The following is a 21,054-nucleotide window of genomic DNA, read 5'->3' as shown; positions in this document are numbered from 1 at the left end:
ACGTGTGCGATGACTCGGTGACTTACGGTCAGGTCGTGTGCCGCGCCCGTCGGTTGGGGCGGAGCTGATCTTCTCGGGACGATCCTACGTTTGCCCCCCTGGGGTGCATCAAGGGTCTCACGACGGCATGGGGGAGGGGGTGCGGTCCCAGTCATCCGGCAACCGGTCCCAGTCGGCGGGCAGCGCGGGCACCCGCCAGTGCGGATCGGGCCGCCAGTCCTCCCAGCCGTCCCGGAACGGCGCCCCCCATTCGCGGATCACCCCGACGGCCGCGCGCCCCGCCGCCAGCACCTGCCGGGCGGCGTCCGGGCTCATCAGGCCGACCCGCTGGGCCTGGGCGAACTCGTCCTCGTCGCGCCAGAGCCAGCTGTGGTCCGGGTAGACCGAGATGTCGAGGAAGTGGTCCTCGGAGTCGATGCCGCCGGCCCACCGGGTCCGCGGTTCCTCCAGGTTCACGTACCAGCTGCGGAACTGCCAGCCCCGGTCCCAGAACAGCCAAACGGACCACGGTTCGCCCGGCCGGGCCAGCTTCAGCACCCCGTTGCCCAGCCAGGGCGAACGGGCGGTGGTGCGCGGGGCGGTGTACCGGGTGGCGAGCGGCTCGGCGTGCACGTCGGTGCCGTCGGCCAGCACCGGCTTCACGCACTCGGTGCCGGGGGCGACCCAGACGGCGAGCAGCTCGTCGGTGTCCTGGACGACGGTGACCGGACGGCAGATGTGCACGGGGTTCGGGGTCCGGGCGGGCGCGGGACCGCGTCGCCGCGGTCCGTTGCCGCGGTAGCGCCACAGGATCTGATCACCCGGCGCCCAGCGCTCGGTCTCTCCGGTACCTGTCATGGAGAGATCTTAGTGAGCGCGCCGCCCGGGGCGCAGCGATGCACGTCACGGCCGCGTCATACGCAGCACGTCCAGCGCCTCGTCGAGCTGTTCCACGGTGAGGTCGCCGCGCTCGACGTAGCCCGAGTCCAGTACGACCTCGCGGATCGTCCGGCGCTCGGCCAGGGACTTCTTGGCCACCTTCGCGGCCTCCTCGTAGCCGATGTACTTGTTCAGGGGGGTGACGACGGAGGGCGAGGACTCCGCGTACTCTCTGGCCCGCTCGACGTTCGCCGTGATCCCGTCGACCGTACGGTCCGCGAGCAGCCGGGAGACGTGGCTGAGGAGCCGGACGGACTCCAGCAGGTTCTTCGCGATGACCGGGAGCATGACGTTCAGCTCGAAGTTGCCTGCGGCGCCCGCGACGGCCACCGTCGTGTCGTTCCCCGTCACCTGGGCGGCGACCATCAGCACGGCCTCGGGAATGACCGGATTCACCTTGCCCGGCATGATCGAGGAGCCCGGCTGGAGGTCGGGGAGGCTGATCTCGGCCAGCCCGGTGCGCGGACCCGACGCCATCCAGCGCAGATCGTTGGAGATCTTGGTGAGGGAGACCGCGATCGTGCGGAGCTGGCCGGAGGTCTCGACGAGGCCGTCCCGCGCGCCCTGCGCCTCGAAGTGGTTCCGGGCCTCGGTGAGCGGCAGTCCGGTGACGCGGGCGACCTCGGCGATGACGGCGGCGGAGAAGCCGGGCGGGGTGTTGATACCGGTGCCGACGGCCGTGCCGCCCAGCGGCAGTTCGGCGAGGCGGGGGAGCGAGGCGCGCAGCCGCTCGACGCCGTAGCGGATCTGTGCCGCGTACCCGCCGAACTCCTGGCCCAGCGTGACGGGGGTGGCGTCCATCAGATGCGTACGCCCCGACTTCACCACGTCCGCGAACTCGGCGGACTTGCGCTCCAGCGCCACCGCCAGGTGGTCCAGGGCCGGGATCAGCTCCTCCGTCACCGCGCCGGTCGCGGCGATGTGGATGGAGGACGGGAAGACGTCGTTGGAGGACTGCGAGGCGTTGACGTGGTCGTTGGGGTGGACCGCGCGGCCGAGGCGTTCGGTGGCGAGCGTGGCCAGGACCTCGTTGGTGTTCATGTTCGACGAGGTGCCGGAGCCCGTCTGGAAGACGTCGATCGGGAAGTGCGCGTCCCAGCGTCCCTCGGCGACCTCCGCCGCGGCCTCCTGGATGGCCTCGGCGATGTCCGGGTCGAGCACCTCAAGTTCGGCGTTCACCTTGGCGGCGGCGGCCTTGACGCGCGCGAGGGCCGCGATGTGCGCCCGCTCCAGGCGCTGTCCGGAGATCGGGAAGTTCTCCACGGCACGCTGGGTCTGGGCCCGCCATTTCGCGTCGGCGGGCACTCGCACCTCGCCCATCGAGTCGTGCTCGATGCGGTAGTCCTTGCCGGTTTCCTCGTCCATGATGATCCAACCTCTCGAAAAAGATGAGCACTTGTCTTGTTCCATGTATTCCCAAGTCGCCTACCGACCAGTAAATACCGGGGGTAACAACAACCTCGGGAGGCGCAATGAGACGTACCGGATACCGACTCCGATGTACGGTCGCGGCCGTCGCGGCCATGGCGGCGGCGTTAGGCGGCATGACCGTCGCCGCCGGCCCGGCGGGTGCCGCCCAGCCCGGTACCAGCAGTACCGCATCCACCGCCCTGCCGCCGGAACTGGAGTCCCTGCGCGCCGCCGAGGCCACCCGGCTGTACGGCGACCCGGCCGAGCGCCCGCTCGCCGACCGCAAGACCGGGCTCATCTCGCTCGGCGACAGCGAGATCTCGGGCGAGGGTGTCGGTACGTACGAGGCGGGCACCAACGGCCCCGACAACTGGTGCCACCGCTCACCCGACTCCGCCATCCACCGCACCGGTATCCCGGCCGACGTCACGTACAACGTCTCGTGCTCCGGCGCGTACACCGGAAACATCGTCATCGGCGGCTCGAAGCAGTACGCCGACGAACTCGTGCAGAGCGACAACCTCGCCATCAAGGCGCGCAACACCCGCATCAAGATGATCGTGCTGGTGGCGGGTGCCAACGACGACCTCCAGTTCGGCCCGGTCATGACGGACTGCGTCACGCGCTGGGTCCTCGTCCAGGGAACCTGCGAGCCCAAGTACGACGGCGGCTGGCAGGCCCGCGTCGACGGCCTCGTGCCCAAGGTCGAGAAGACCGTGCGCGACCTGCGGACGGTGATGACCGGCGCCGGTTACGCCGACGCCGACTACAAGCTCGTCGTCATGGGCTACCCGAGCCCCATCGGCCCGGACTTCTACGACAACCCGAACTTCCCCGGCAAGCTTCCCGGCGGCTGCGCCGGATACGACTCCGACGCCGCCTGGGGCCGCAACGTCGCCGTCCCCGCCTTCGAGCGGGGCATGCGCAAGGTCGCCGCCGACACCGGAGCGGTCTACCTCGACAACTCCCGGCTCTTCCACGGCCACGAGGTGTGCAGCGAGTCCACCTGGGCCCGCGGCCTGTTCATCGACCTCTCGCACTTCCCGCCGGACTCCAACTCCCTGAGGCAGTCCTTCCACCCGAACGCGGCCGGCCACGGCGCCTTCGCCTCCTGCCTGACCCAGATCTACGACTCGGGTCTGCGCGAGGCGAGCTGCGCCGACCCGGCGAGCACCGGGAAGCCCGTGCTCCAGGCCGCGGCCTGGGACGACGCCTTCGCGCCCCTGCGCGGCGAGGCGACGGGCAGCTGCCTGGACGTCCCCGCCTCGGTCACCCGGAACAACACCGGCGTCACCGGCTGGGAGTGCCACGGCGGGCGCAACCAGGGCTGGTGGTACGACTCCGGCACCAAGAACCTCCGCACCGAACTGAGCCACGACCGCTGCCTGGACGTGCCGGGCGCGACCTACAGGGCGGGCGCGGCCCTCATCCTCTACAACTGCTCGGGCGCGGCCAACCAGCAGTTCGTCCGGCAGTCGGGCACCCTGCGCCCGGCCGCCTCGACCGGGCTGTGCGCGACCCTGGCGGGAGCCCATGACCCGCTGAGGCTGCAGCCCTGCGACGGAAGCGCGCAGCAGCGCTTCGCGTAGTAACCCGGAGCGTCCGGTACGGGGCGGGGCAGCCGGCCCCCCGCCCCGTACCCGCGTTCAGCCCGAGGTCACGAACTCGCTGAGGATCGCCGCCAGGTACCCCGGGTCGTCCGCCCCGCACAGCTCGCGCGCCGAGTGCATCGAAAGGCCCGGCACCCCCACATCGACGGTCCGCACACCCAGCCGGGCCGCGGTGAGCGGTCCGATGGACGTACCGCACGGCATCGCGTTGTTGGAGACGAACGGCTGCCACGGCGCGCCCGCCCGCTCGCAGGCCGACGTGAACATCGCGATCCCCGTCGAGTCGGTCGCGTAGCGCTGGTTGACGTTGACCTTGACGGTGGGGCCGCCGTTGGGCAGCGGGCGGTGGTCGGGGTCGTGCCGTTCCGCGTAGTTGGGGTGGACGGCGTGTGCCATGTCGGCCGAGACGCAGAAGGCACCGGACAGGGCCCGCGACCAGTCCTCCTGGCTGCCGCCGCGGGCGGTGACCGAACGGCTCAGCACCCTCTCCAGCAGCGGGCTCTGCGCACCCGTGTCCGAACCGCTGCCGACCTCCTCGTGGTCGAAGGCCGCCAGGACGGGGATGTACGCGGGTTCCCCGCCCGCCGTCGCCGCGCCGGCCAGGGCCGTGACGCCCGCGTGCACCGACACCAGGTTGTCCAGCCGCGAGGAGACCAGGAACTCCCTTTCGGCGCCCAGGTATCCGGGGGGCTGGATGTCGTGGAGCATCAGGTCCCAGCCGAGCACCTCGTCCGGTTCGGCCTCGGCCGCCGCGGCGACCCTGCGCAGCAGCGCCCCCTCCTCCGCGGCGCCGAGCGACCAGACCGGGGCGATGTGCCGCTGCCGGTCCAGCGAGAGGCCGTCGTTGACGGAACGGTCCAGATGGATCGCCAGCTGGGGCACGCGCAGCAGCGGTTCGTCGATCTGGACGAGTCGGGAGTCGGTCAGGCCGCCCGGTCCCCGCAGGGCCAGCCGGCCCGAGATGCCCAGGTCGCGGTCGAGCCAGGTGTTGAGCGGGACCCCGCCGTAGATCTCCACCGCGATCTGCCGCCAGCCGGCGGATCCGGTGTCGGGGGTGGGCTTGATCCGCAGGTTCGGCGAGTCGGTGTGGGTGCCGATGATCCGGAACGGGGTGGGGCAGGGCGTGCCCTCGGGGGCGTACCAGGCGATCAGGGCTCCGCCGCTGACGACGAAGCTGCCGCCCGTGGTGCCCGTCCAGTCGTCGGTGCCCCGCAGCTCACGGAAACCGGCCTTCTCCAGGCGTTGGGCCGCGCTCGCCACGGCGTGGTACGGGGAGGGGCTGGCCCTGATGAAGGAGAGCAGGTCGTCGGCGTGGCTGCGGTGAGGGACCGGCGTCATGCGGTGTCCGCCTTTCCGGATCGGGACGGTGAGGGTGGTTCGGTGTGGGTTCGGACAGCCGGGTGTCTGGTCCCGGCGTCCGGGCCGGGAGGCGGGGTGTTCCGGTGTGGGGGACCGGGAGTCGGGGCGGCGGAGGAAGAGGCACGGTTCTCCGGCCCAACGCGGACAACTCACCGCATCGGCACGGCTCCCCGCAAGCCGTACGGACGGCTCTCTGCGCGAAAGCGGTGGTGCGGGCGCGGTCCCCGCGGGTGATGCGGAACCGTCCGGGGCGGCCGTGCGCGGCCCGGTCCGCACGTCCGGGGCGAGACGCCTCGTGTGCGGGGGCCGTGGCAGGGGCGCGATCCGGACGCGGGAGAGGAGCGGGCGGCGCCGGGCAGCGCTGCGCGAGTTTGGCTGAATTTCGCCGTATGGGGACAGGCCGCGCGGACCGGCTCGTACGGAGCGGCCGTATGGGGACAGGCCGCGCGGAGCGGTCACACGGACCGGCCATGCGGCCGGTTCCCTGCCGCCGACGTCTCGCTCGACGCCGAAGGGCGCCCCGGCCGTGGCCGGGGCGCCCTTCGATGGTGCGGGTGCGGGGGGTCGGTCAGCCGAGGCCGGGACCACGCACCGGAATGCTGGTGAACGTCGGAGCGGGGGCCGGCTCGGTGAAGAAGTCGTTGCCCTTGTCGTCGACGACGACGAACGCCGGGAAGTCCTCGACCTCGATCTTCCAGACCGCCTCCATGCCGAGCTCCTCGTACTCGACGACCTCGACCTTCTTGATGCAGTCCTGTGCGAGACGGGCCGCCGGACCGCCGATCGAACCGAGGTAGAACCCGCCGTGCGCGTCGCACGCGTCGGTGACCTGCCTGGAGCGGTTGCCCTTGGCCAGCATCACCTTGGAGCCGCCCGCCGCCTGGAACTGCGCGACGTAGCTGTCCATCCGGCCGGCCGTCGTCGGGCCGAAGGAACCGGAGGCGTAGCCCTCGGGCGTCTTCGCGGGACCCGCGTAGTACACGGGGTGGTCCTTGAGGTACTGCGGCATCTCCTCGCCCGCGTCCAGCCGCTCCTTGATCTTGGCGTGCGCGATGTCGCGCGCCACGACCAGCGGGCCGGTCAGCGAGAGCCGGGTCTTGACCGGGTACTTCGTCAGCTCGGCGAGGATGTCGTCCATCGGCCGGTTGAGGTCGATCCTCACGACGTCCCCGGACTCGTCCAGGTGCTCGTCGGTGGTGTCGGGGAGGAAGCGCGCCGGGTCCTTCTCCAGCTGCTCCAGGAAGACGCCCTCGGCGGTGATCTTCGCGGTCGCCTGGCGGTCGGCCGAGCAGGACACGGCGATGGCGACGGGCAGCGAGGCGCCGTGCCGGGGAAGACGGACCACCCGCACGTCGTGGCAGAAGTACTTGCCGCCGAACTGCGCCCCGATGCCGATCTTCTGCGTCAGCTCGAAGACCTTCTCCTCCAGCTCCTTGTCACGGAAGCCGTGACCGGTGGGGGAGCCCTCGGCGGGCAGCTCGTCCAGGTAGTGCGCGGAGGCGTACTTCGCGGTCTTCAGCGCGAACTCGGCCGACGTACCGCCGACGACGATCGCCAGGTGGTACGGCGGGCAGGCCGCCGTACCCAGCGAACGGATCTTCTCCTCCAGGAACTTCATCATGGAGACCTCGTTGAGGACCGCCTTGGTCTCCTGGAAGAGGAACGACTTGTTGGCCGAACCGCCGCCCTTGGCCATGAAGAGGAACTTGTACGCGCCGCCGTCGGTCGCGTACAGCTCGATCTGGGCCGGGAGGTTCGAGCCGGTGTTCTTCTCGTCCCACATGTTCAGCGGGGCCATCTGTGAGTAGCGCAGGTTGAGCTCGGTGTACGCGTCGAAGATGCCGTGCGACAGGGCCTCCTCGTCACCACCCGAGGTCAGCACGTTCTGTCCGCGCTTGCCCATGACGATCGCGGTGCCGGTGTCCTGGCACATCGGCAGGACACCCGCGGCGGCGATGTTCGCGTTCTTGAGCAGGTCGAGCGCGACGAACTTGTCGTTGGACGAGGCCTCGGGGTCGTCGACGATCCGCCGCAGCTGCGCCAGGTGCGCGGGCCGCAGATAGTGCGAGATGTCGTGCATGGCCTCGGCGGCCAGGGTGCGCAGCGCCTCCGGCTCGACCTTGAGGAACGTCCGTCCGTCGGCCTCGAAGGTGGACACACCCTCGGCGGTGACCAGGCGGTACGGCGTGGTGTCCTCTCCCAGGGGGAGCAGATCGGAGTACGCAAACTCTGGCATTACGGCCATTCCTCACTCGGCAGACAGCGGCTGCCCTCCCTTGGGCAGCGCACCCACCAGGGTAGGACCCCGCGAGGGCGGCGGGTCTGTGAGGTAGGGCTCATCCCGATTCCGCCCCGGAGGCCGGCTCGCGACAGGGGCCCGCCGCGCCCGGCCACCCCCTAGTCGCGATCTATCGCGTTTGGGTACGCTGGGTCGGTGGACCTCGAAAAGCACCCCCAGCAGCCCACCGCGCGGGCGGAACCCGACGTCATCCGCGCCTCCGACGCGGACCGCGACCGGATCGCGGACATCCTGCGTGAGGCGATGGCCGAGGGCCGGCTGACCGCAGACGAGCATGCCGAGCGGGTCGACTCCGTCTACCGTGCCAAGACCGTCGGGGAACTCGAACCGCTGGTACGGGACCTGCCGGCGCCGGGCGGCACTCCCCGGCCCGTCGGCGCCTCGTACGCCCCGACCCCCGAGGTGCCCACGGGGCCCGCCGACAACCTGGTCGCGATCTTCAGCAGCGCCAGCCGCAGGGGCCGCTGGCGGGTCGGCGGGCGCACGAACGCGTTCTCGCTGTTCGGCAGTGTGGAAATCGATCTGACCGAGGCCCTTTTCGGACAGCGGCTCACGGTGATCAATGCGACTTCCGTCTTCGGAAGCGTGGACATCAGGGTTCCCGAGAACATCTCGCTGCGCGGAAGCGGAACGGGGATTTTCGGCAGTTTCGAAGTCACCACGCTGGAATCGGCGGATCCCGAGGCTCCCGTGGTGGCCGTCAACGGATATTCGGTGTTCGGCAGCGTGGAGGCGAGGCCCAAGCGGGGCAAGTTCATTGCTGACCTGCAGGACAGGCTGCGTAAACACCTCGGTCACTGACAACGGCGCGAGGTGCGACGGCGCGTAAGGGCGCGCGGAGGCGGGGCGTTGCGCGGGGGCGGATTCCGGGCGGAAATATGCTCGACCGCAATTCCGTGGACCGGAACTGAGTGCCACTCAGTGCATAGGCGCGCGCACAGCGGGTAGGGAGTGCTGCATCGCCTCTTGCTCGCGAAGCCGTCGTCAGGAGTGGACCGTGCTGCAACTGCCGCATCAGCCCCTGCAGGTCGCCGCCATCCCTCCCCAGCGGACCCCCGCTCGGGAGGACCAGGCAGGCCCCTGGCATTCGGAGGCGGTGTGCCGCCGGGATGAAGCCGGGCTGTTCTTCGCCCCGTCGAAGGAGCCGACTGCTGCCCGACTCTCGCGCGAGGAGTCCGCGAAGCGGGTCTGCGCGCGGTGCCCCGTGATGATCGAATGCCGCGAACACGCCCTGGTGCAACCGGAGCCGTACGGAGTGTGGGGCGGACTCACGGCTGCCGAACGCCGCGTGGCGCTCGCCCGCCGCAGGCGGCGCGAGGCGGAGCTCAAGGCATCCGGCGCCACCGGTCACATCGCCGCGGCCGGCTGACGGAAACACCGAACCATCTCCGTACGCGTACCCGTACGCGCGCCCGTACCCGTACCCGTACGCGCGCCCGTCCCGCTCTTCGCATCCGCTGACGCGAAGAGGCGCCCCCACCGCACATGGGGGCGCCTCTTCGCGGGGACGTACCTACGTCACTTCGCGCGGTCGAAGTCGATTGCGCTGTAGGCGCGCAGCTTCGACAGCCGGTGGGTGGAGTCGATCTTCCGGATGGTGCCCGACTTGGAGCGCATGACGATCGACTCGGTCGTCGCCGTCTCCGCGCGGTAGCGCACGCCGCGCATCAGCTCGCCGTCCGTGATGCCGGTGGCCACGAAGAACACGTTGTCGCCGCTGACCAGGTCGTCCGTGGACAGCACCCGGTCCAGGTCGTGTCCGGCGTCCAGGGCGCGCTGCCGTTCGGCCTCGTCCTTCGGCCAGAGCTTGCCCTGGATGACACCGCCCAGGCACTTTATGGCGCAGGCCGAGATGATGCCCTCGGGCGTGCCGCCGATCCCCATCAGCAGGTCGACGCCGGTGCCCTCGCGGGCGGCCATGATCGAGCCCGCGACGTCGCCGTCGGAGATGAACTTGATCCGGGCGCCGGTCTCCCGGATCTCCCTGACGATGCCCTCGTGGCGGGGGCGGTCCAGGATGACGACGGTGACGTCCTCGGGCATGGAGTTCTTCGCCTTCGCGACTCGGCGGATGTTCACCGAGACGGGGGCGTTGATGTCGACGAAGTCGGCGGCCTCGGGGCCCGTGACCAGCTTGTCCATGTAGAAGACGGCGGACGGGTCGAACATCGCGCCCCGGTCCGCGGCGGCCAGCACGGCGATGGCGTTCGGCATGCCCTTGGCGTTCAGGGTGGTGCCGTCGATCGGGTCGACGGCGATGTCGACCTCGGGGCCGGTGCCGTCGCCGACGCGCTCGCCGTTGAACAGCATGGGGGCCTCGTCCTTCTCGCCCTCACCGATGACGACGATGCCGTTCATCGACACGGTGGAGACGAGGGTCCGCATGGCCTTCACGGCGGCGCCGTCGGCGCCGATCTTGTCCCCGCGGCCGACCCAGCGCCCGGCGGCCATGGCGGCGGCCTCGGTGACCCGGACGAGCTCCAGGGCGAGGTTGCGGTCGGGGGCCTCCGGGGAGACCTCCAGCTGGGACGGCAGATGATGCTCGGACATCGGAGCGCACCTTTCTGTACGACGACGACCGGATGAGGGTGATGTGACTCTATCGTCAGGTCGATAAAATGAGCAGACCGGGTCACGAATGAGCGGACCCTCTCGATCGGGCGGCCGATCCGGCCGCCCGGCCGGGCCCCTCTCGCGAGACCGATGAGGCCCGTGTCGCGATCCGGTGTCCCGACGCGGTCCCGGGCTTCGGTGCCGCCGGGGCTGATGCGACGATGGACGCGTGGCAAGCAAGCGAAGCAAGCAGACAGTGCGGGACATGTTCCTGTCGTTGGCGGTGATCTCCGCGGTGGCGGGCGTCGCCTACATCTTCGTTCCGCACGACGACAAGGCCGATCCGGTCAAGGCGGTCGACTACCGGGTCGAGCTTCTGACCGCGCGGCGCGCGGCCCCGTATCCGGTGGTGGCCCCGAGCGGTCTGGCGCAGGACTGGAAGCCCACCTCGGTCGGTTACGACCGCGAGGCGGGCAACAGCTGGCACCTGGGATTCCTGGACCCGGACGGCAAGTACGTAGCGGTGGAGCAGTCCACGTCCGCCGCTGAGAAGTACGTCTCCGAGGTCAGCCAGAAGGCGAAGGACACCGGCCGCACGCAGCAGGTGGCGGGGGAGACCTGGCAGCACTGGGAGGGCCCGAAGTACGACGCCCTCGTGCGCCAGGACAAGGGCGCGACCACGGTCGTGACCGGATCGGCCTCGGCGGAGCGGCTGGCGGAGATGGCGGCGTCGCTCAAGACGTCCTGACGCCTGCGCTTCGGCGTACGGGGATGTCGGCGCACGGGTACGAGGAAGGCCCTGGAGTACATGCTCCAGGGCCTTCCTCGTGTTCATGTGCCCGTGGGGGCGGCGTGGCTCAGACGGTCTGGACGACCTCGTCGAACGCCAGGCGCGGCAGACGCGGGAACCAGGCGTCCTCGCCCGGCTTGCCGATGTTGACGACCATCAGCACGTTGTGGTCGCCGTCGAGGAACTCCTTCTCGATCCCGGCGGCGTCGTAGCCCGTCATCGGGCCGGCGGCCAGGCCGGCGGCGCGTACGCCGATGATGAAGTAGGCGGCCTGCAGGGCGCCGTTCAGCGTGGCGGCCGACTCACGGACCGGACGCTCGGAGAAGAACATGTCCTTGGCCTGCGGGAAGTGCGGCAGCAGGGCCGGGAGCTCCTCGTGGAACTCGTTGTCCGTGGCCAGGATCGCGACCAGCGGGGCGGTCGAGGTCTTCGGCTGGTTGCCCTCGGCCATGTGCGGGACCAGACGGGCGCGGGCCTCGTCCGAACGGACCAGGACGACGCGCAGCGGCGACTGGTTGAACGCGGTCGGGCCGTACTTGACCAGGTCGTAGATGGCCTGGACCTGCTCGTCGGTCACCGGCTCGTCGGTGAAGGTGTTGGCGGTGCGGGCCTCACGGAAGAGGAGGTCCTGGGCGGCGGGGTCAAGAACGAGGGACATCTTGCGTATTACCTTCCGGACGTACACGGGGGATCAAGCAACGCTGATCACGGTACGGGAGAGGTAGGTTAACTTTCAACTAAAACGGGAGGGGAGTGACTGACCCCACAACGCGGACACCTTGCGCCGCTGCGCCGGGCCTGTGTCTCTCAGCCCGCGTCGGCCGCCGTGTCCCCGGCGTCCCGCTCGGGGGCGGCAGGTCCCGCCAGCGCCGCGTCGAGACGGGCGCGCGCACCCTCCAGCCAGTGCCGGCACACCTTCGCCAGCTCCTCGCCGCGCTCCCACAGCGCGAGGGAGTCCTCCAGTGAGGTTCCGCCCGCCTCCAGCCGGCGCACCACCTCGATCAGCTCGTCGCGCGCCTGCTCGTAACCGAGCGTGCCCGTCGCCGCAGCCGTCGTCGTCCCGTCGTCCGTCATGTGATCCACCCTATGCGTCGGCATGTCCGTTCCCTGCGGCCGCGGCCGCTCACCCGTCGACCCGCACCGTGAACTCGCCCCCCGACACCCGGGCCCGCAGCGCGTCCCCGGCGGCGCCCGCGTCGGCCGGGTCCCGGACCACGTGCCCGTCCGCCCGCTGGAGCACCGCGTAGCCCCGCTCCAGCGTTGCCGCGGGCGACAGCGCGAGGACCCGGGCGCGGGTGTGGGCGAGCTCCGAGTCCGCGCGGTCCAGCAGATGGCCCAGCACCCGCCGGCCCCGCCCGATCAGCGCGTCGACCTCCGAGGCGCGCTCGTCCACCATCCGCTGCGGGTGCTCCATGGAGGGCCGCCCCAGCGCATGCGCCAGGCCTCGCTCCTCCCGGTCGAGCAGCCCCCGTACCGTCCGCAGCGCCCGGTCCCGCAGTTGCTGCACCCGGTCCAGCTCCTCGCCCACATCGGGCACGATCTTCTTCGCCGCGTCCGTGGGGGTGGAGGCCCGCACGTCGGCGACCAGGTCGAGCAAGGGGGAGTCGGGTTCATGCCCGATCGCCGAGACGACCGGGGTGCGGCACGCGGCGACCGTACGGATCAGCTCCTCGTCGGAGAACGGCAGCAGATCCTCCACGCTGCCCCCGCCGCGCGCCACGACGATCACGTCCACCTCGTCGAGGGCGTCGAGCTCCTTGACCGCGTGGACCACCTGGTTCACCGCGTGCACACCCTGCACCGCGGTGTTGCGCACCTCGAAGCGGACGGCGGGCCACCGGCGGCGCGCGTTCTCCAGCACGTCGCGCTCGGCCGCCGACGCGCGTCCGCAGACCAGCCCGATCAGCTGGGGCAGGAAGGGCAGCGGCCTCTTGCGGTCGAGAGCGAAGAGGCCCTCCGAGGCCAGGGACTTCTTGAGCTGCTCCAGCCGGACCAGCAGTTCGCCGATGCCGACCGGCCGTATCTCCGTGGCCCGCAGCGAGAGCTGGCCGCGTGGTGCGTACCACTCGGGCTTCGCGAGGACGACGACGCGCGCGCCCTCCGTCACCACGTCCGCGATGCGGTCGAAGACCTGCCGGAAGCACGTCACGCTCACCGAGATGTCGTGGGACGGATCGCGCAGGGTCAGGAACACGACTCCGGCACCCGGCCGCCGCGACAACTGCGTGATCTGCCCCTCGACCCAGACCGCGCCGAGCCGGTCGATCCAGCCGCCGATCAGCCGCGACACGTCACCGACGGGCAGCGGAGCTTCCGGGGAAGTTTGGAGAGCCATGCGAGCGAGCGTATCCGCCGGCACCGACACCAGGACCGGTCCGCGCCGCCCCCGGGCGCCGAGGACCGCCCCTCAGGTCACCGACCGGCGCCCCCGCTGCACCGCGAGCACCACCAACCCCACCGCCAGCCAGCACGCGCCCACCACCTGAGCGCTCGTCGTCGCCTCCACGATCACCGCGATCAGCACCCCGGCCCCCACCACCGGGACCAGGACATGGCGCCACCAGCTCGGCGGCCCCTCCATCCGCCGCACCGCGAACCAGCCGACCACCGACGCGTGGAGCAGGACGAACGCGGTCAGCGCCCCGACGTCCACCACCGACACCAGATGATCCAGACCGTCGTCCCGCCGGGCCGCCCACACCGCCGCCACCATCGTGACGGCCGCCGCGATCAGGATCGCGATCCTCGGCACCCCCGAACCCGGATCGACCTTGGACAGCAGCGCGGGCAGCCGGCGCTCCCGGGCCATCGCGAACAGCAGCCGCCCCGCCGCCGCCTGCCCGGCCAGCGCCGCGAACGCCGCCCCGATCGCCTTGCTGACCGCCACCAGATCGTGCAGCCAGGTCCCGACCGCGGAGTCCACCGTGTCGTAGAACGCCGAGCCCTGCGCCACCGGATCGGCGGCCAGCTCCGCCGACGTCATCGGTTCGAGCAGCGCGGCCAGATACGCCTGCGACACGAACAGCACCCCGGCCAGCACCAGACAGAACAGGACCGCCCGCGCCACCTTCGCCGAGCCGCCCGTCACCTCCTCCGCGAACGAGGCGATGGCGTCGAAGCCCAGATACGAGAGCACCGCCACGGACACCGCGCCCAGCACCGCCGCCATGGAGAAGCCTGAATCCCCGGTGAGCGGCGACAGCCAGCCGCGCTGCGCCCCGTCCCGTACGAGCACCACCACCGCGGACACCAGGAACACCAACAACACCACGATCTCCATCGCGAGCACCGCGAAGCCGACCCGGGCCGCCGCCCGTACGCCCCAGAGGTTGAGCAGCGTCGTGAGAACCACCGCCAGCGCCGTCCACACCCAGCGCGACACCTCGGGCACCAGCGCGTTCATGGCGATCCCCGAGAAGAGGTAGGCCACCGCGGGGATCAGCAGGTAGTCCAGCATCGCCATCCACCCGGCGATGAACCCGGGCCCTTCGCCGAGCCCCTTGCGGGCGTACGCGAAGACGGAACCCGCCAGCGGGGCGACCCGCACCATCTGGGCGTAGCTGAAGGCGGTGAACGCCATCACGACGGTCGCGGCGATGTACACCAGCGCCACGGCACCGTCGGATTTCGCGTCGAGGGTGCCGAAGACGCCGACGGGGGCCATCGGGGCGATGAAGAGCAGCCCGTAGACCACCAGGTCCCGGAAGCCGAGCGTCCGCCGCAGCCTCGCCTGCTCCGTGGAGCCGCCGGTGCCGGTTTCCGTGCCGCTGCCGGCCATGAGCCCTCCGTCGTTCGCGTCATCGGTCGCGTGATGATCAGTCTCCCGACCCCGCCGCCCCCGCGCCTGTTCGGTACGGCCTAACGGCCTCTCCCGGGGCAGGGAGCGGTCCGCCCCCTGCCCCGGGAGAGGCCGTTACGATGGGACGCATGACTGCTCCGACACCCCGCCGCGTCCTGCTCGCCGCTCCCCGTGGCTACTGCGCCGGCGTGGACCGTGCCGTGATCGCCGTGGAGAAGGCCCTGGAGCAGTACGGCTCCCCGGTCTACGTACGCCACGAGATCGTCCACAACAAGTACGTCGTGCAGACCCTGGAGAAGAAGGGCGCGATCTTCGTCGAGGAGACCGCGGAGGTCCCCGAGGGCTCGATCGTCATGTTCTCCGCGCACGGCGTCGCGCCGACCGTGCACGAGGAGGCGGCCGAGCGGAAGCTCGCCACGATCGACGCGACCTGCCCGCTCGTCACCAAGGTCCACAAGGAAGCCGTCCGCTTCGCGCAGGACGACTTCGACATCCTCCTGATCGGCCACGAGGGCCACGAGGAGGTCATCGGCACCTCCGGCGAGGCCCCCGACCACATCACCCTGGTCGACGGCCCCGAGGACGTCGCGAACGTCGAGGTGCGCGACCCGTCCAGGGTGGTCTGGCTCTCCCAGACCACGCTCTCGGTCGACGAGACGATGGAGACCGTCGGCGCGCTCAAGGAGAAGTTCCCGCTCCTGATCTCGCCGCCCAGCGACGACATCTGCTACGCCACGCAGAACCGCCAGATCGCGGTGAAGCAGATGGGCGCGGACGCCGACCTGGTGATCGTCGTCGGCTCGAAGAACTCCTCGAACTCGGTCCGCCTGGTCGAGGTCGCGCTCGGCGCGGGTGCGGGCGACTCCCACCTCGTCGACTCCGCCGACGAGATCGAGGAGGCCTGGCTGGAGGGCGTCTCCACGGTCGGGGTCACCTCCGGCGCGTCCGTGCCCGAGGTCCTGGTCGACGGAGTGCTGGCCTGGCTGTCCGAGCGGGGCTTCGAGGACGTGGAGATCGTGAAGGCGGCCGAGGAGTCGATCGTCTTCTCGCTGCCCAAGGAGCTCCGCCGCGACCTGCGCGCGGAGGCGGCGGCACTGTCGGCGGAATAGCACCCGGCGCACCGCCCGGGCTCGCTCTTCATCCGGTTTCCCGTTCCAGGAAGTGAGCGGGGCCCGGTGCCCGTACCGTGGATCACATGGAGATCTTCGGCGTGGACATCGGCGGATCCGGGATCAAGGGTGCTCCCGTGGACCTGGACCGCGGAGACCTGGCGCAGGAGCGCCACAAAGTGCTCACCCCGCACCCGGCCACTCCCGAGGACGTGGCCGGGTGCGTGGCCGAGGTGGTCGGCCACTTCGACTGGCAGGGGCCGGTGGGCATCACCTTCCCGGGTGTCGTCACCAGCGGTCTCACACGGACCGCGGCCAATGTCGACAAGGGCTGGATCGACCTGGACGCCCGCACCCTGCTCGGCGACAGGCTCGGCCTCCCGGTCACCGTCCTGAATGACGCGGACGCGGCCGGCATCGCCGAGATGACCTTCGGCGCGGGCCGGGGCCGCAAGGGCACGGTCATCGTGCTGACCTTCGGTACGGGGATCGGCAGCGCCCTCTTCATCGACGGCAGGCTCGTGCCCAACACCGAGCTGGGCCATCTGGAGCTGCACGGCCACGACGCGGAGAAGCACGCCTCCACGAAGGCCAAGGAGGACGGCGACCTGAGCTGGCACCACTGGGCGCACCGGGTGCAGAAGTACCTGGCCCACGTGGAGATGCTGTTCTCGCCCGAGCTGTTCATCATCGGCGGCGGTGTCAGCCGCAAGGCGGACAAGTTCCTGCCGCTCATCGAGCACGTGCGGGCGGAGATGGTGCCCGCGGAGCTGCAGAACAACGCGGGCATCGTGGGCGCGGCGATGGCGGCTGCGGGCCGCTGAGGCCCTGGCGCTTCCGCGCCCTAACGCCGGGACGGACGCCGCGGGGCCCGTCCCGCGGCCCGCGCCGCCGGTGACGGCTGCCCGGCCGGCCGCGCGGTCTGCGCGGCCAGCAGCATCCGCCGCTGCCGGGCCCGCATCAGGCGGACCTTGCGTACGGTCGCGATGAGCCCGGCGACGAGCGTGCCGCCGTACAGCCAGCCGGCGTGGACGGCGAGCGCGGTGACGACGGCCATGGTCTGCCCGCCGAAGCCGCCCGTGCCGCCGGAGATCGGGATGATGCCGACGGCGAACGCGATCGGCACGCTGATCGGCGCGGTCACCAGGTCGGCGGGCCGTACCCAGAGCGCGGTCAGCGCGCTGACCGGCAGGAACAGCACCCCGAACACGGCGGACGAGCCGTCGAACAGCAACCAGTCCGCGCAGCCGACGACGAACATGACGGCGGCGGCGAACAGCCCGGCGCCGATACCGGTCAGCCGGGGATTCGGCAGCCGCCGCAGGGCGAGCACGGCAGGTGCCACCGGGCGACCCCGGCCGGCCGGGGTGCTCATCACCCGATAGACGGTCGCGCCTTCGCCGACGGATCCCTCGGCTGCCTTGGCCCCCTTGGTCCCGAGCGGGGACAGCGGGGCCGGCCGGGTCTGCCTGCGCTGCGGGGGACGTGTCCTGTGCTGCTCCACCGGGACAACGTAGGTCGCGGGGCGGGCGGAAGCAGGTGCGGGACACGCGCTTTGGGCGACCTTGGCGATGAGTTCGATGCCACACGGCCCAACGGGAACCGTTTCGGCCTCCGATTCCGTCCCGGCCCCGACTCGAAGCACCACCCCGGTCCGGTCCTGGTTCCCCCGTCGATTCCCCCTCCCCCCGGACCCGTGACGGGCCACCCGCCCCCGCCCGTAAACTGGAGAATCGGCCCACCCGGGCCCGACGTCCATTCGAGCCCGTCCACCCCCTAGGGAAGTCGCCACCGTGTCGCTCACGATCGGAATCGTCGGTCTGCCGAATGTCGGCAAGTCGACCCTTTTCAACGCCCTGACCAAGAACGACGTGCTGGCGGCCAACTACCCGTTCGCCACGATCGAGCCGAACGTCGGCGTCGTCGGCGTCCCCGACCCCCGCCTGAACACCCTCGCGGAGATCTTCGGCTCCCAGAAGCTGCTCCCGGCGACGGTCGACTTCGTCGACATCGCGGGCATCGTGCGCGGCGCGAGCGAGGGCGAGGGCCTGGGTAACAAGTTCCTCGCGAACATCCGTGAGTCGGACGCGATCTGCCAGGTCATCCGTGCCTTCAAGGACGAGAACGTCGTCCACGTCGACGGCAAGGTCTCGCCCAAGGACGACATCGAGACGATCAACACCGAGCTGATCCTCGCCGACCTCCAGTCCGTCGAGAAGGCCGTCCCCCGCCTCCAGAAGGAGGCCCGCCTCCAGAAGGAGAAGGTCGCCGTCCTGGCAGCGGTCGAGGAGGCCCAGAAGATCCTGGAAGCCGGCGACACGCTCTTCCACGCGGGCATCACGGCCGGCACGGAGACGGGCCGCCTGCTCCACGAGCTCCACCTCCTGACGACGAAGCCCTTCCTCTACGTCTTCAACGTCGACGAGGACGAGCTGGTCGACGAGGACTTCAAGAACGAGCAGCGCGCCCTGGTCGCCCCCGCCGAGGCCATCTTCCTGAACGCCAAGATCGAGTCCGAGCTGATCGAGCTCGACGACGACGAGGCCCTGGAGCTCCTGCAGTCCATGGGCCAGGAGGAGCCCGGCCTCGCGACCCTCGGCCGCGTCGGCTTCGACACCCTCGGCCTGCAGACCTACCTCACGGCAGGTCCGAAGGAAACCCGCGCCTGGACGATCAAGAAGGGCGCCACGGCCCCCGAGGCGGCCGGTGTGATCCACACCGACTTCCAGAAGGGCTTCATCAAGGCGGAGATCATCTCCTTCGCCGACCTGGTCGAAACGGGCTCGGTCGCCGAGGCCCGCGCCAAGGGCAAGGCGCGCATGGAGGGCAAGGACTACGTCATGCAGGACGGGGACGTGGTGGAGTTCCGCTTCAACGTGTGATCGCGTATTCAGAAGGGCCTGACCTGCGAGGATGCAGGTCAGGCCCTTCTGCTGTCCACAATAGTCCGCAGCAGCGGGAGCAGCTACGTGTCGTAGACCGTGGAGCGGTGCCCGACGTGTACGACCCACACCACCAGCTCCCCGTTGTCGATCGTGTAGACGACACGGTAGTCGCCGACCCGTAGGCGGCGGCGCTCAGGCTGGGATACGAGGGCGGTGGTGTTGAAGCCGAAGGGGTCGCTTTCAAGCTGTGTCAGTTTGGCCAGGATACGAAGCGCCATGTCGCGCGGGATCTTGCGCAGCTCGGCTTGGGCCTCGGGCCGGAACACGGTGCGATAGTCACTCACTGCGGGCCAGCGTCTCCCTCATCACGTCCTCGATCGGGACACCGGCGGCCGGGCTCGCCATGCGCTCGTCGATGATGCGGTTGATCTCGCGCTCTTCCCACTCCTGGTACTTGCGCAGCACCTCGATCGAGACCACTGCGGCGACCTGCTTGCCACGACGGGTGATGACCGTGGGCACGTCGTCGCGGTCGGCCCGCTCGACGACTTCTGCCAGGTGGGAGCGTACGTCGCGGATGGACTCTATGGGTAGCGGCTGACTCATACTGCAAAGGTACCAAGTGTGCCATGTGTACACAACCGTGCGGGTCCCGGTCGGCGCTCAAGGTCAGCGGTCCACATCGACAGGTGCCGCCCGCGCGCCGTCAGCAGCTGGCGGACGAGTTTGCCGCCGTGCCGGGTCATGCGGTGCTGGTGGCGCAGATCGGGGCGGCGAGGGGAGGGCTCAACATGCAGGCTGCGTCCGTCACGATCATCTGTGAGCCTCAGATCAAACCGACCTTCGAACACCAGGCGGTGGCGCTGACCCATCGCATGGGGCAGGTGCGTTCGGTCCGGGCCCGCCATCCGCTCGTCCACCCATGGGTGGACGAGCGGATGGCGGGGACTGAAGAATAAGACCCGCCTGTTCGACGCGTACGCACGTCGCCGGGTCGATGCCCGACGCGGTCGGCGTTTCGGGCACGGCGATGCCCGCCAGATCGTCGAGGAGGAGCAGGCGCGGCTGGGAGTGGTCCGCAAGGAGTCCACAGGACACCCGTAAGCGACCGTCGGGAACCAACGCACCCCAACGGAGAAATACCTGGTCAGGGCGTTAAGGGCGCTTCCGTCGCAGGTCAGGATCGAGCCGCAGGCAATCCGCTTCAACGTCTGACGGGCAGTCAAGAAAAGTGCCCGGCCCACTTGTTGGTGGGTCGGGCGCAGGTGTACGTCCGCGTGCAGTCCTTGTGCCGCGGAGCGCTGAGGTGTGGGTGACGGGTCTGGTTGGTGTGATTGCGGTCGGCGTTCAGACTTTGACGACCTCTACGGCGGGGTCGCACAGGAGCGTCAGGTCCTCGGGGTCGGAGGTCAGGACGGTGACTGGCTGGGGTGCGGTGCGGGCGATGACGGCGAAGGCGGCGTCGATGGCGTACTTGTGGCCGTGGAGGCGGTGGCTGCGCAGGAGGGCTGCGGCCTGATCGGTGATCTCCTTGGTGACGTCGTGAACGTCGACGCGGGAGAGGACCCACTTGATCCGGGCGGGGTGAATGCGCTCGTAGTCGGCCTCGAGGGTGGTCATGGCGCTTGTGGCCACGCGGATGCCTTCCTCTGTCGCCGCTTGGATCAGGGCCATGACGGTGCGGTCCTTGCGGTAGAGCTTGGAGAGGCCTTCGCTGTCGAGCAGTAGGGTGCCGGGCATCAGGCCGCGGCCCCGCCGACCTGCCGGTGGTCATGGCGCAGCAGCGTGCGGGCGGCCTCGACCTCCTCGCGGGTGAGCTCGTCATTGTCGGTCGCGAAGTCGGCGACGATCTCCCGGAGCTTGTCCATGGCGACCCGTTGTTCGAGGGCTTCGGCGACGTAGGAGGAGAAACCGCCGGGCCCGACGTGGGCGCGTGCGGCTTCGGCGAGGTCCTCGGGCAGGCTAATCGAGTACTTCTTGCTACCGCTCATGGTGTCCATGCTACCGGTGGTCGTATTGGGTGTACATGGTCGTGGCCGCGCGGACTGTGCGGACGGGTTCCGTCCGGTCCGCAGAGAGTCCGCAGGACACCCGTAAGCGCCCGTCGCAGGCCAACGCGAGCCAACGGAGAAATGGCTGGTCAGGGGCCTGGATGGGGCTCCTTCGCAGGTCAGGATCAGACCGCAGACATTCCGCTTCAACGTGTAGCGGCTGACCGGTCGCCACAGCGGCGATCGTAAAACTTGCAGGTCAGAGAGGGCCCGACTCTTCGGAGTCGGGCCCTCTCTTCATGGCCCTGGCGGGATGGCGTGGGGTGGCTTG

At 70.2% G+C, this 21,054-nt stretch carries 22 protein-coding genes; 8 read left to right on the top strand and 14 right to left on the bottom strand.

Annotated features, from left to right (window positions below):
- Window positions 1-117: 117 nt before the first annotated feature.
- A complete protein-coding gene (fomD, locus tag OG959_RS12610) occupies window positions 118-837 on the bottom strand; it encodes a cytidylyl-2-hydroxypropylphosphonate hydrolase (protein ID WP_326658251.1) in 720 nt (239 codons plus the stop codon).
- Window positions 838-882: 45 nt separating this feature from the next.
- Window positions 883-2,283, bottom strand: a complete 1,401-nt coding sequence (locus tag OG959_RS12605) for a class II fumarate hydratase (protein ID WP_442805565.1) — start codon at window positions 2,281-2,283, stop codon at window positions 883-885.
- A 107-nt stretch (window positions 2,284-2,390) separates the two neighbouring features.
- Between OG959_RS12605 and OG959_RS12600 the strand changes: the two genes are divergently transcribed.
- Complete coding sequence (locus OG959_RS12600; protein ID WP_326658250.1) at window positions 2,391-3,917, top strand: ricin-type beta-trefoil lectin domain protein; 1,527 nt, start codon at window positions 2,391-2,393, stop codon at window positions 3,915-3,917.
- Between the two features lie 57 nt (window positions 3,918-3,974).
- Here the strand turns inward: OG959_RS12600 and OG959_RS12595 are convergent, their stop codons facing one another.
- On the bottom strand, window positions 3,975-5,276 hold the full coding sequence (locus tag OG959_RS12595; protein ID WP_326658249.1) for a M18 family aminopeptidase: 1,302 nt from the start codon (window positions 5,274-5,276) through the stop codon (window positions 3,975-3,977).
- A 589-nt stretch (window positions 5,277-5,865) separates the two neighbouring features.
- Window positions 5,866-7,542 carry a fumarate hydratase gene (locus tag OG959_RS12590; RefSeq protein ID WP_326658248.1) on the bottom strand — a complete coding sequence of 559 codons (1,677 nt, stop codon included), beginning with the start codon at window positions 7,540-7,542 and terminating at the stop codon, window positions 5,866-5,868.
- Window positions 7,543-7,731: 189 nt separating this feature from the next.
- Between OG959_RS12590 and OG959_RS12585 the strand changes: the two genes are divergently transcribed.
- Both OG959_RS12585 and OG959_RS12580 read left to right on the top strand, forming a co-directional pair.
- Complete coding sequence (locus OG959_RS12585; RefSeq protein WP_326658247.1) at window positions 7,732-8,397, top strand: DUF1707 SHOCT-like domain-containing protein; 666 nt, start codon at window positions 7,732-7,734, stop codon at window positions 8,395-8,397.
- A gap of 196 nt (window positions 8,398-8,593) precedes the next feature.
- On the top strand, window positions 8,594-8,965 hold the full coding sequence (locus tag OG959_RS12580; protein WP_219571593.1) for a WhiB family transcriptional regulator: 372 nt from the start codon (window positions 8,594-8,596) through the stop codon (window positions 8,963-8,965).
- A 149-nt stretch (window positions 8,966-9,114) separates the two neighbouring features.
- Here the strand turns inward: OG959_RS12580 and glpX are convergent, their stop codons facing one another.
- Window positions 9,115-10,146, bottom strand: coding sequence for a class II fructose-bisphosphatase (gene glpX / locus OG959_RS12575; protein WP_148020488.1), 1,032 nt, complete (start codon window positions 10,144-10,146; stop codon window positions 9,115-9,117).
- Between the two features lie 232 nt (window positions 10,147-10,378).
- Between glpX and OG959_RS12570 the strand changes: the two genes are divergently transcribed.
- Entirely contained in the window at window positions 10,379-10,897 is a 519-nt protein-coding gene (locus tag OG959_RS12570; RefSeq protein ID WP_326658245.1) for a DUF4245 domain-containing protein, read from the top strand.
- Window positions 10,898-11,006: 109 nt separating this feature from the next.
- On the opposite strand, the gene OG959_RS12565 is transcribed toward OG959_RS12570, so the two are convergent.
- The 4 genes from OG959_RS12565 to OG959_RS12550 form a co-directional block, all read right to left on the bottom strand.
- Complete coding sequence (locus tag OG959_RS12565; RefSeq protein WP_326658244.1) at window positions 11,007-11,597, bottom strand: malonic semialdehyde reductase; 591 nt, start codon at window positions 11,595-11,597, stop codon at window positions 11,007-11,009.
- Between the two features lie 149 nt (window positions 11,598-11,746).
- Window positions 11,747-12,013, bottom strand: coding sequence for an exodeoxyribonuclease VII small subunit (locus OG959_RS12560; protein WP_326658243.1), 267 nt, complete (start codon window positions 12,011-12,013; stop codon window positions 11,747-11,749).
- A gap of 49 nt (window positions 12,014-12,062) precedes the next feature.
- Window positions 12,063-13,274, bottom strand: coding sequence for an exodeoxyribonuclease VII large subunit (gene xseA, locus OG959_RS12555; protein WP_326658242.1), 1,212 nt, complete (start codon window positions 13,272-13,274; stop codon window positions 12,063-12,065).
- 72 nt (window positions 13,275-13,346) lie between these two features.
- The gene (locus OG959_RS12550; protein WP_326658241.1) at window positions 13,347-14,717 is read right to left on the bottom strand and encodes an APC family permease; all 1,371 of its coding nucleotides are present in this window, start codon (window positions 14,715-14,717) and stop codon (window positions 13,347-13,349) included.
- Between the two features lie 140 nt (window positions 14,718-14,857).
- On the opposite strand from OG959_RS12550, the gene OG959_RS12545 reads away from it, so the two are divergent.
- Window positions 14,858-15,847, top strand: a complete 990-nt coding sequence (locus OG959_RS12545; protein ID WP_326658240.1) for a 4-hydroxy-3-methylbut-2-enyl diphosphate reductase — start codon at window positions 14,858-14,860, stop codon at window positions 15,845-15,847.
- Between the two features lie 86 nt (window positions 15,848-15,933).
- Entirely contained in the window at window positions 15,934-16,671 is a 738-nt protein-coding gene (gene ppgK, locus OG959_RS12540) for a polyphosphate--glucose phosphotransferase (protein ID WP_326658238.1), read from the top strand.
- Between the two features lie 20 nt (window positions 16,672-16,691).
- Here the strand turns inward: ppgK and OG959_RS12535 are convergent, their stop codons facing one another.
- Window positions 16,692-17,222 (bottom strand): DUF6542 domain-containing protein, encoded by a 531-nt coding sequence (locus OG959_RS12535; protein WP_326666352.1) that lies wholly within the window; start codon window positions 17,220-17,222, stop codon window positions 16,692-16,694.
- A 418-nt stretch (window positions 17,223-17,640) separates the two neighbouring features.
- Here OG959_RS12535 and ychF point away from each other — a divergent pair, with 418 nt between their 5' ends.
- Window positions 17,641-18,729: a redox-regulated ATPase YchF gene (ychF, locus tag OG959_RS12530; RefSeq protein WP_326658237.1), complete on the top strand. Its 1,089-nt coding sequence runs from the start codon at window positions 17,641-17,643 to the stop codon at window positions 18,727-18,729.
- Window positions 18,730-18,812: 83 nt separating this feature from the next.
- On the opposite strand, the gene OG959_RS12525 is transcribed toward ychF, so the two are convergent.
- A complete protein-coding gene (locus tag OG959_RS12525; RefSeq protein WP_326658236.1) occupies window positions 18,813-19,076 on the bottom strand; it encodes a type II toxin-antitoxin system RelE family toxin in 264 nt (87 codons plus the stop codon).
- Entirely contained in the window at window positions 19,069-19,338 is a 270-nt protein-coding gene (locus tag OG959_RS12520; RefSeq protein WP_326658235.1) for a type II toxin-antitoxin system Phd/YefM family antitoxin, read from the bottom strand. Before OG959_RS12520 ends, OG959_RS12525 begins: the two co-directional genes overlap by 8 nt.
- A gap of 23 nt (window positions 19,339-19,361) precedes the next feature.
- Here OG959_RS12520 and OG959_RS12515 point away from each other — a divergent pair, with 23 nt between their 5' ends.
- The gene (locus OG959_RS12515; RefSeq protein WP_442805564.1) at window positions 19,362-19,691 is read left to right on the top strand and encodes a hypothetical protein; all 330 of its coding nucleotides are present in this window, start codon (window positions 19,362-19,364) and stop codon (window positions 19,689-19,691) included.
- 388 nt (window positions 19,692-20,079) lie between these two features.
- On the opposite strand, the gene OG959_RS12510 is transcribed toward OG959_RS12515, so the two are convergent.
- On the bottom strand, window positions 20,080-20,472 hold the full coding sequence (locus OG959_RS12510; RefSeq protein ID WP_326658233.1) for a DNA-binding protein: 393 nt from the start codon (window positions 20,470-20,472) through the stop codon (window positions 20,080-20,082).
- On the bottom strand, window positions 20,472-20,723 hold the full coding sequence (locus tag OG959_RS12505) for a hypothetical protein (RefSeq protein ID WP_056793853.1): 252 nt from the start codon (window positions 20,721-20,723) through the stop codon (window positions 20,472-20,474). The genes OG959_RS12510 and OG959_RS12505 overlap by 1 nt, the downstream gene beginning before the upstream one ends.
- Window positions 20,724-21,054 lie beyond the last annotated feature (331 nt).

The sequence above is a fragment of the Streptomyces sp. NBC_00385 genome (assembly GCF_035917155.1).
Taxonomy (GTDB): domain Bacteria; phylum Actinomycetota; class Actinomycetes; order Streptomycetales; family Streptomycetaceae; genus Streptomyces; species Streptomyces poriferorum.
Note: the sequence above shows the minus strand (reverse complement) of the source record. Positions and strands in the feature narration are given on the sequence as shown.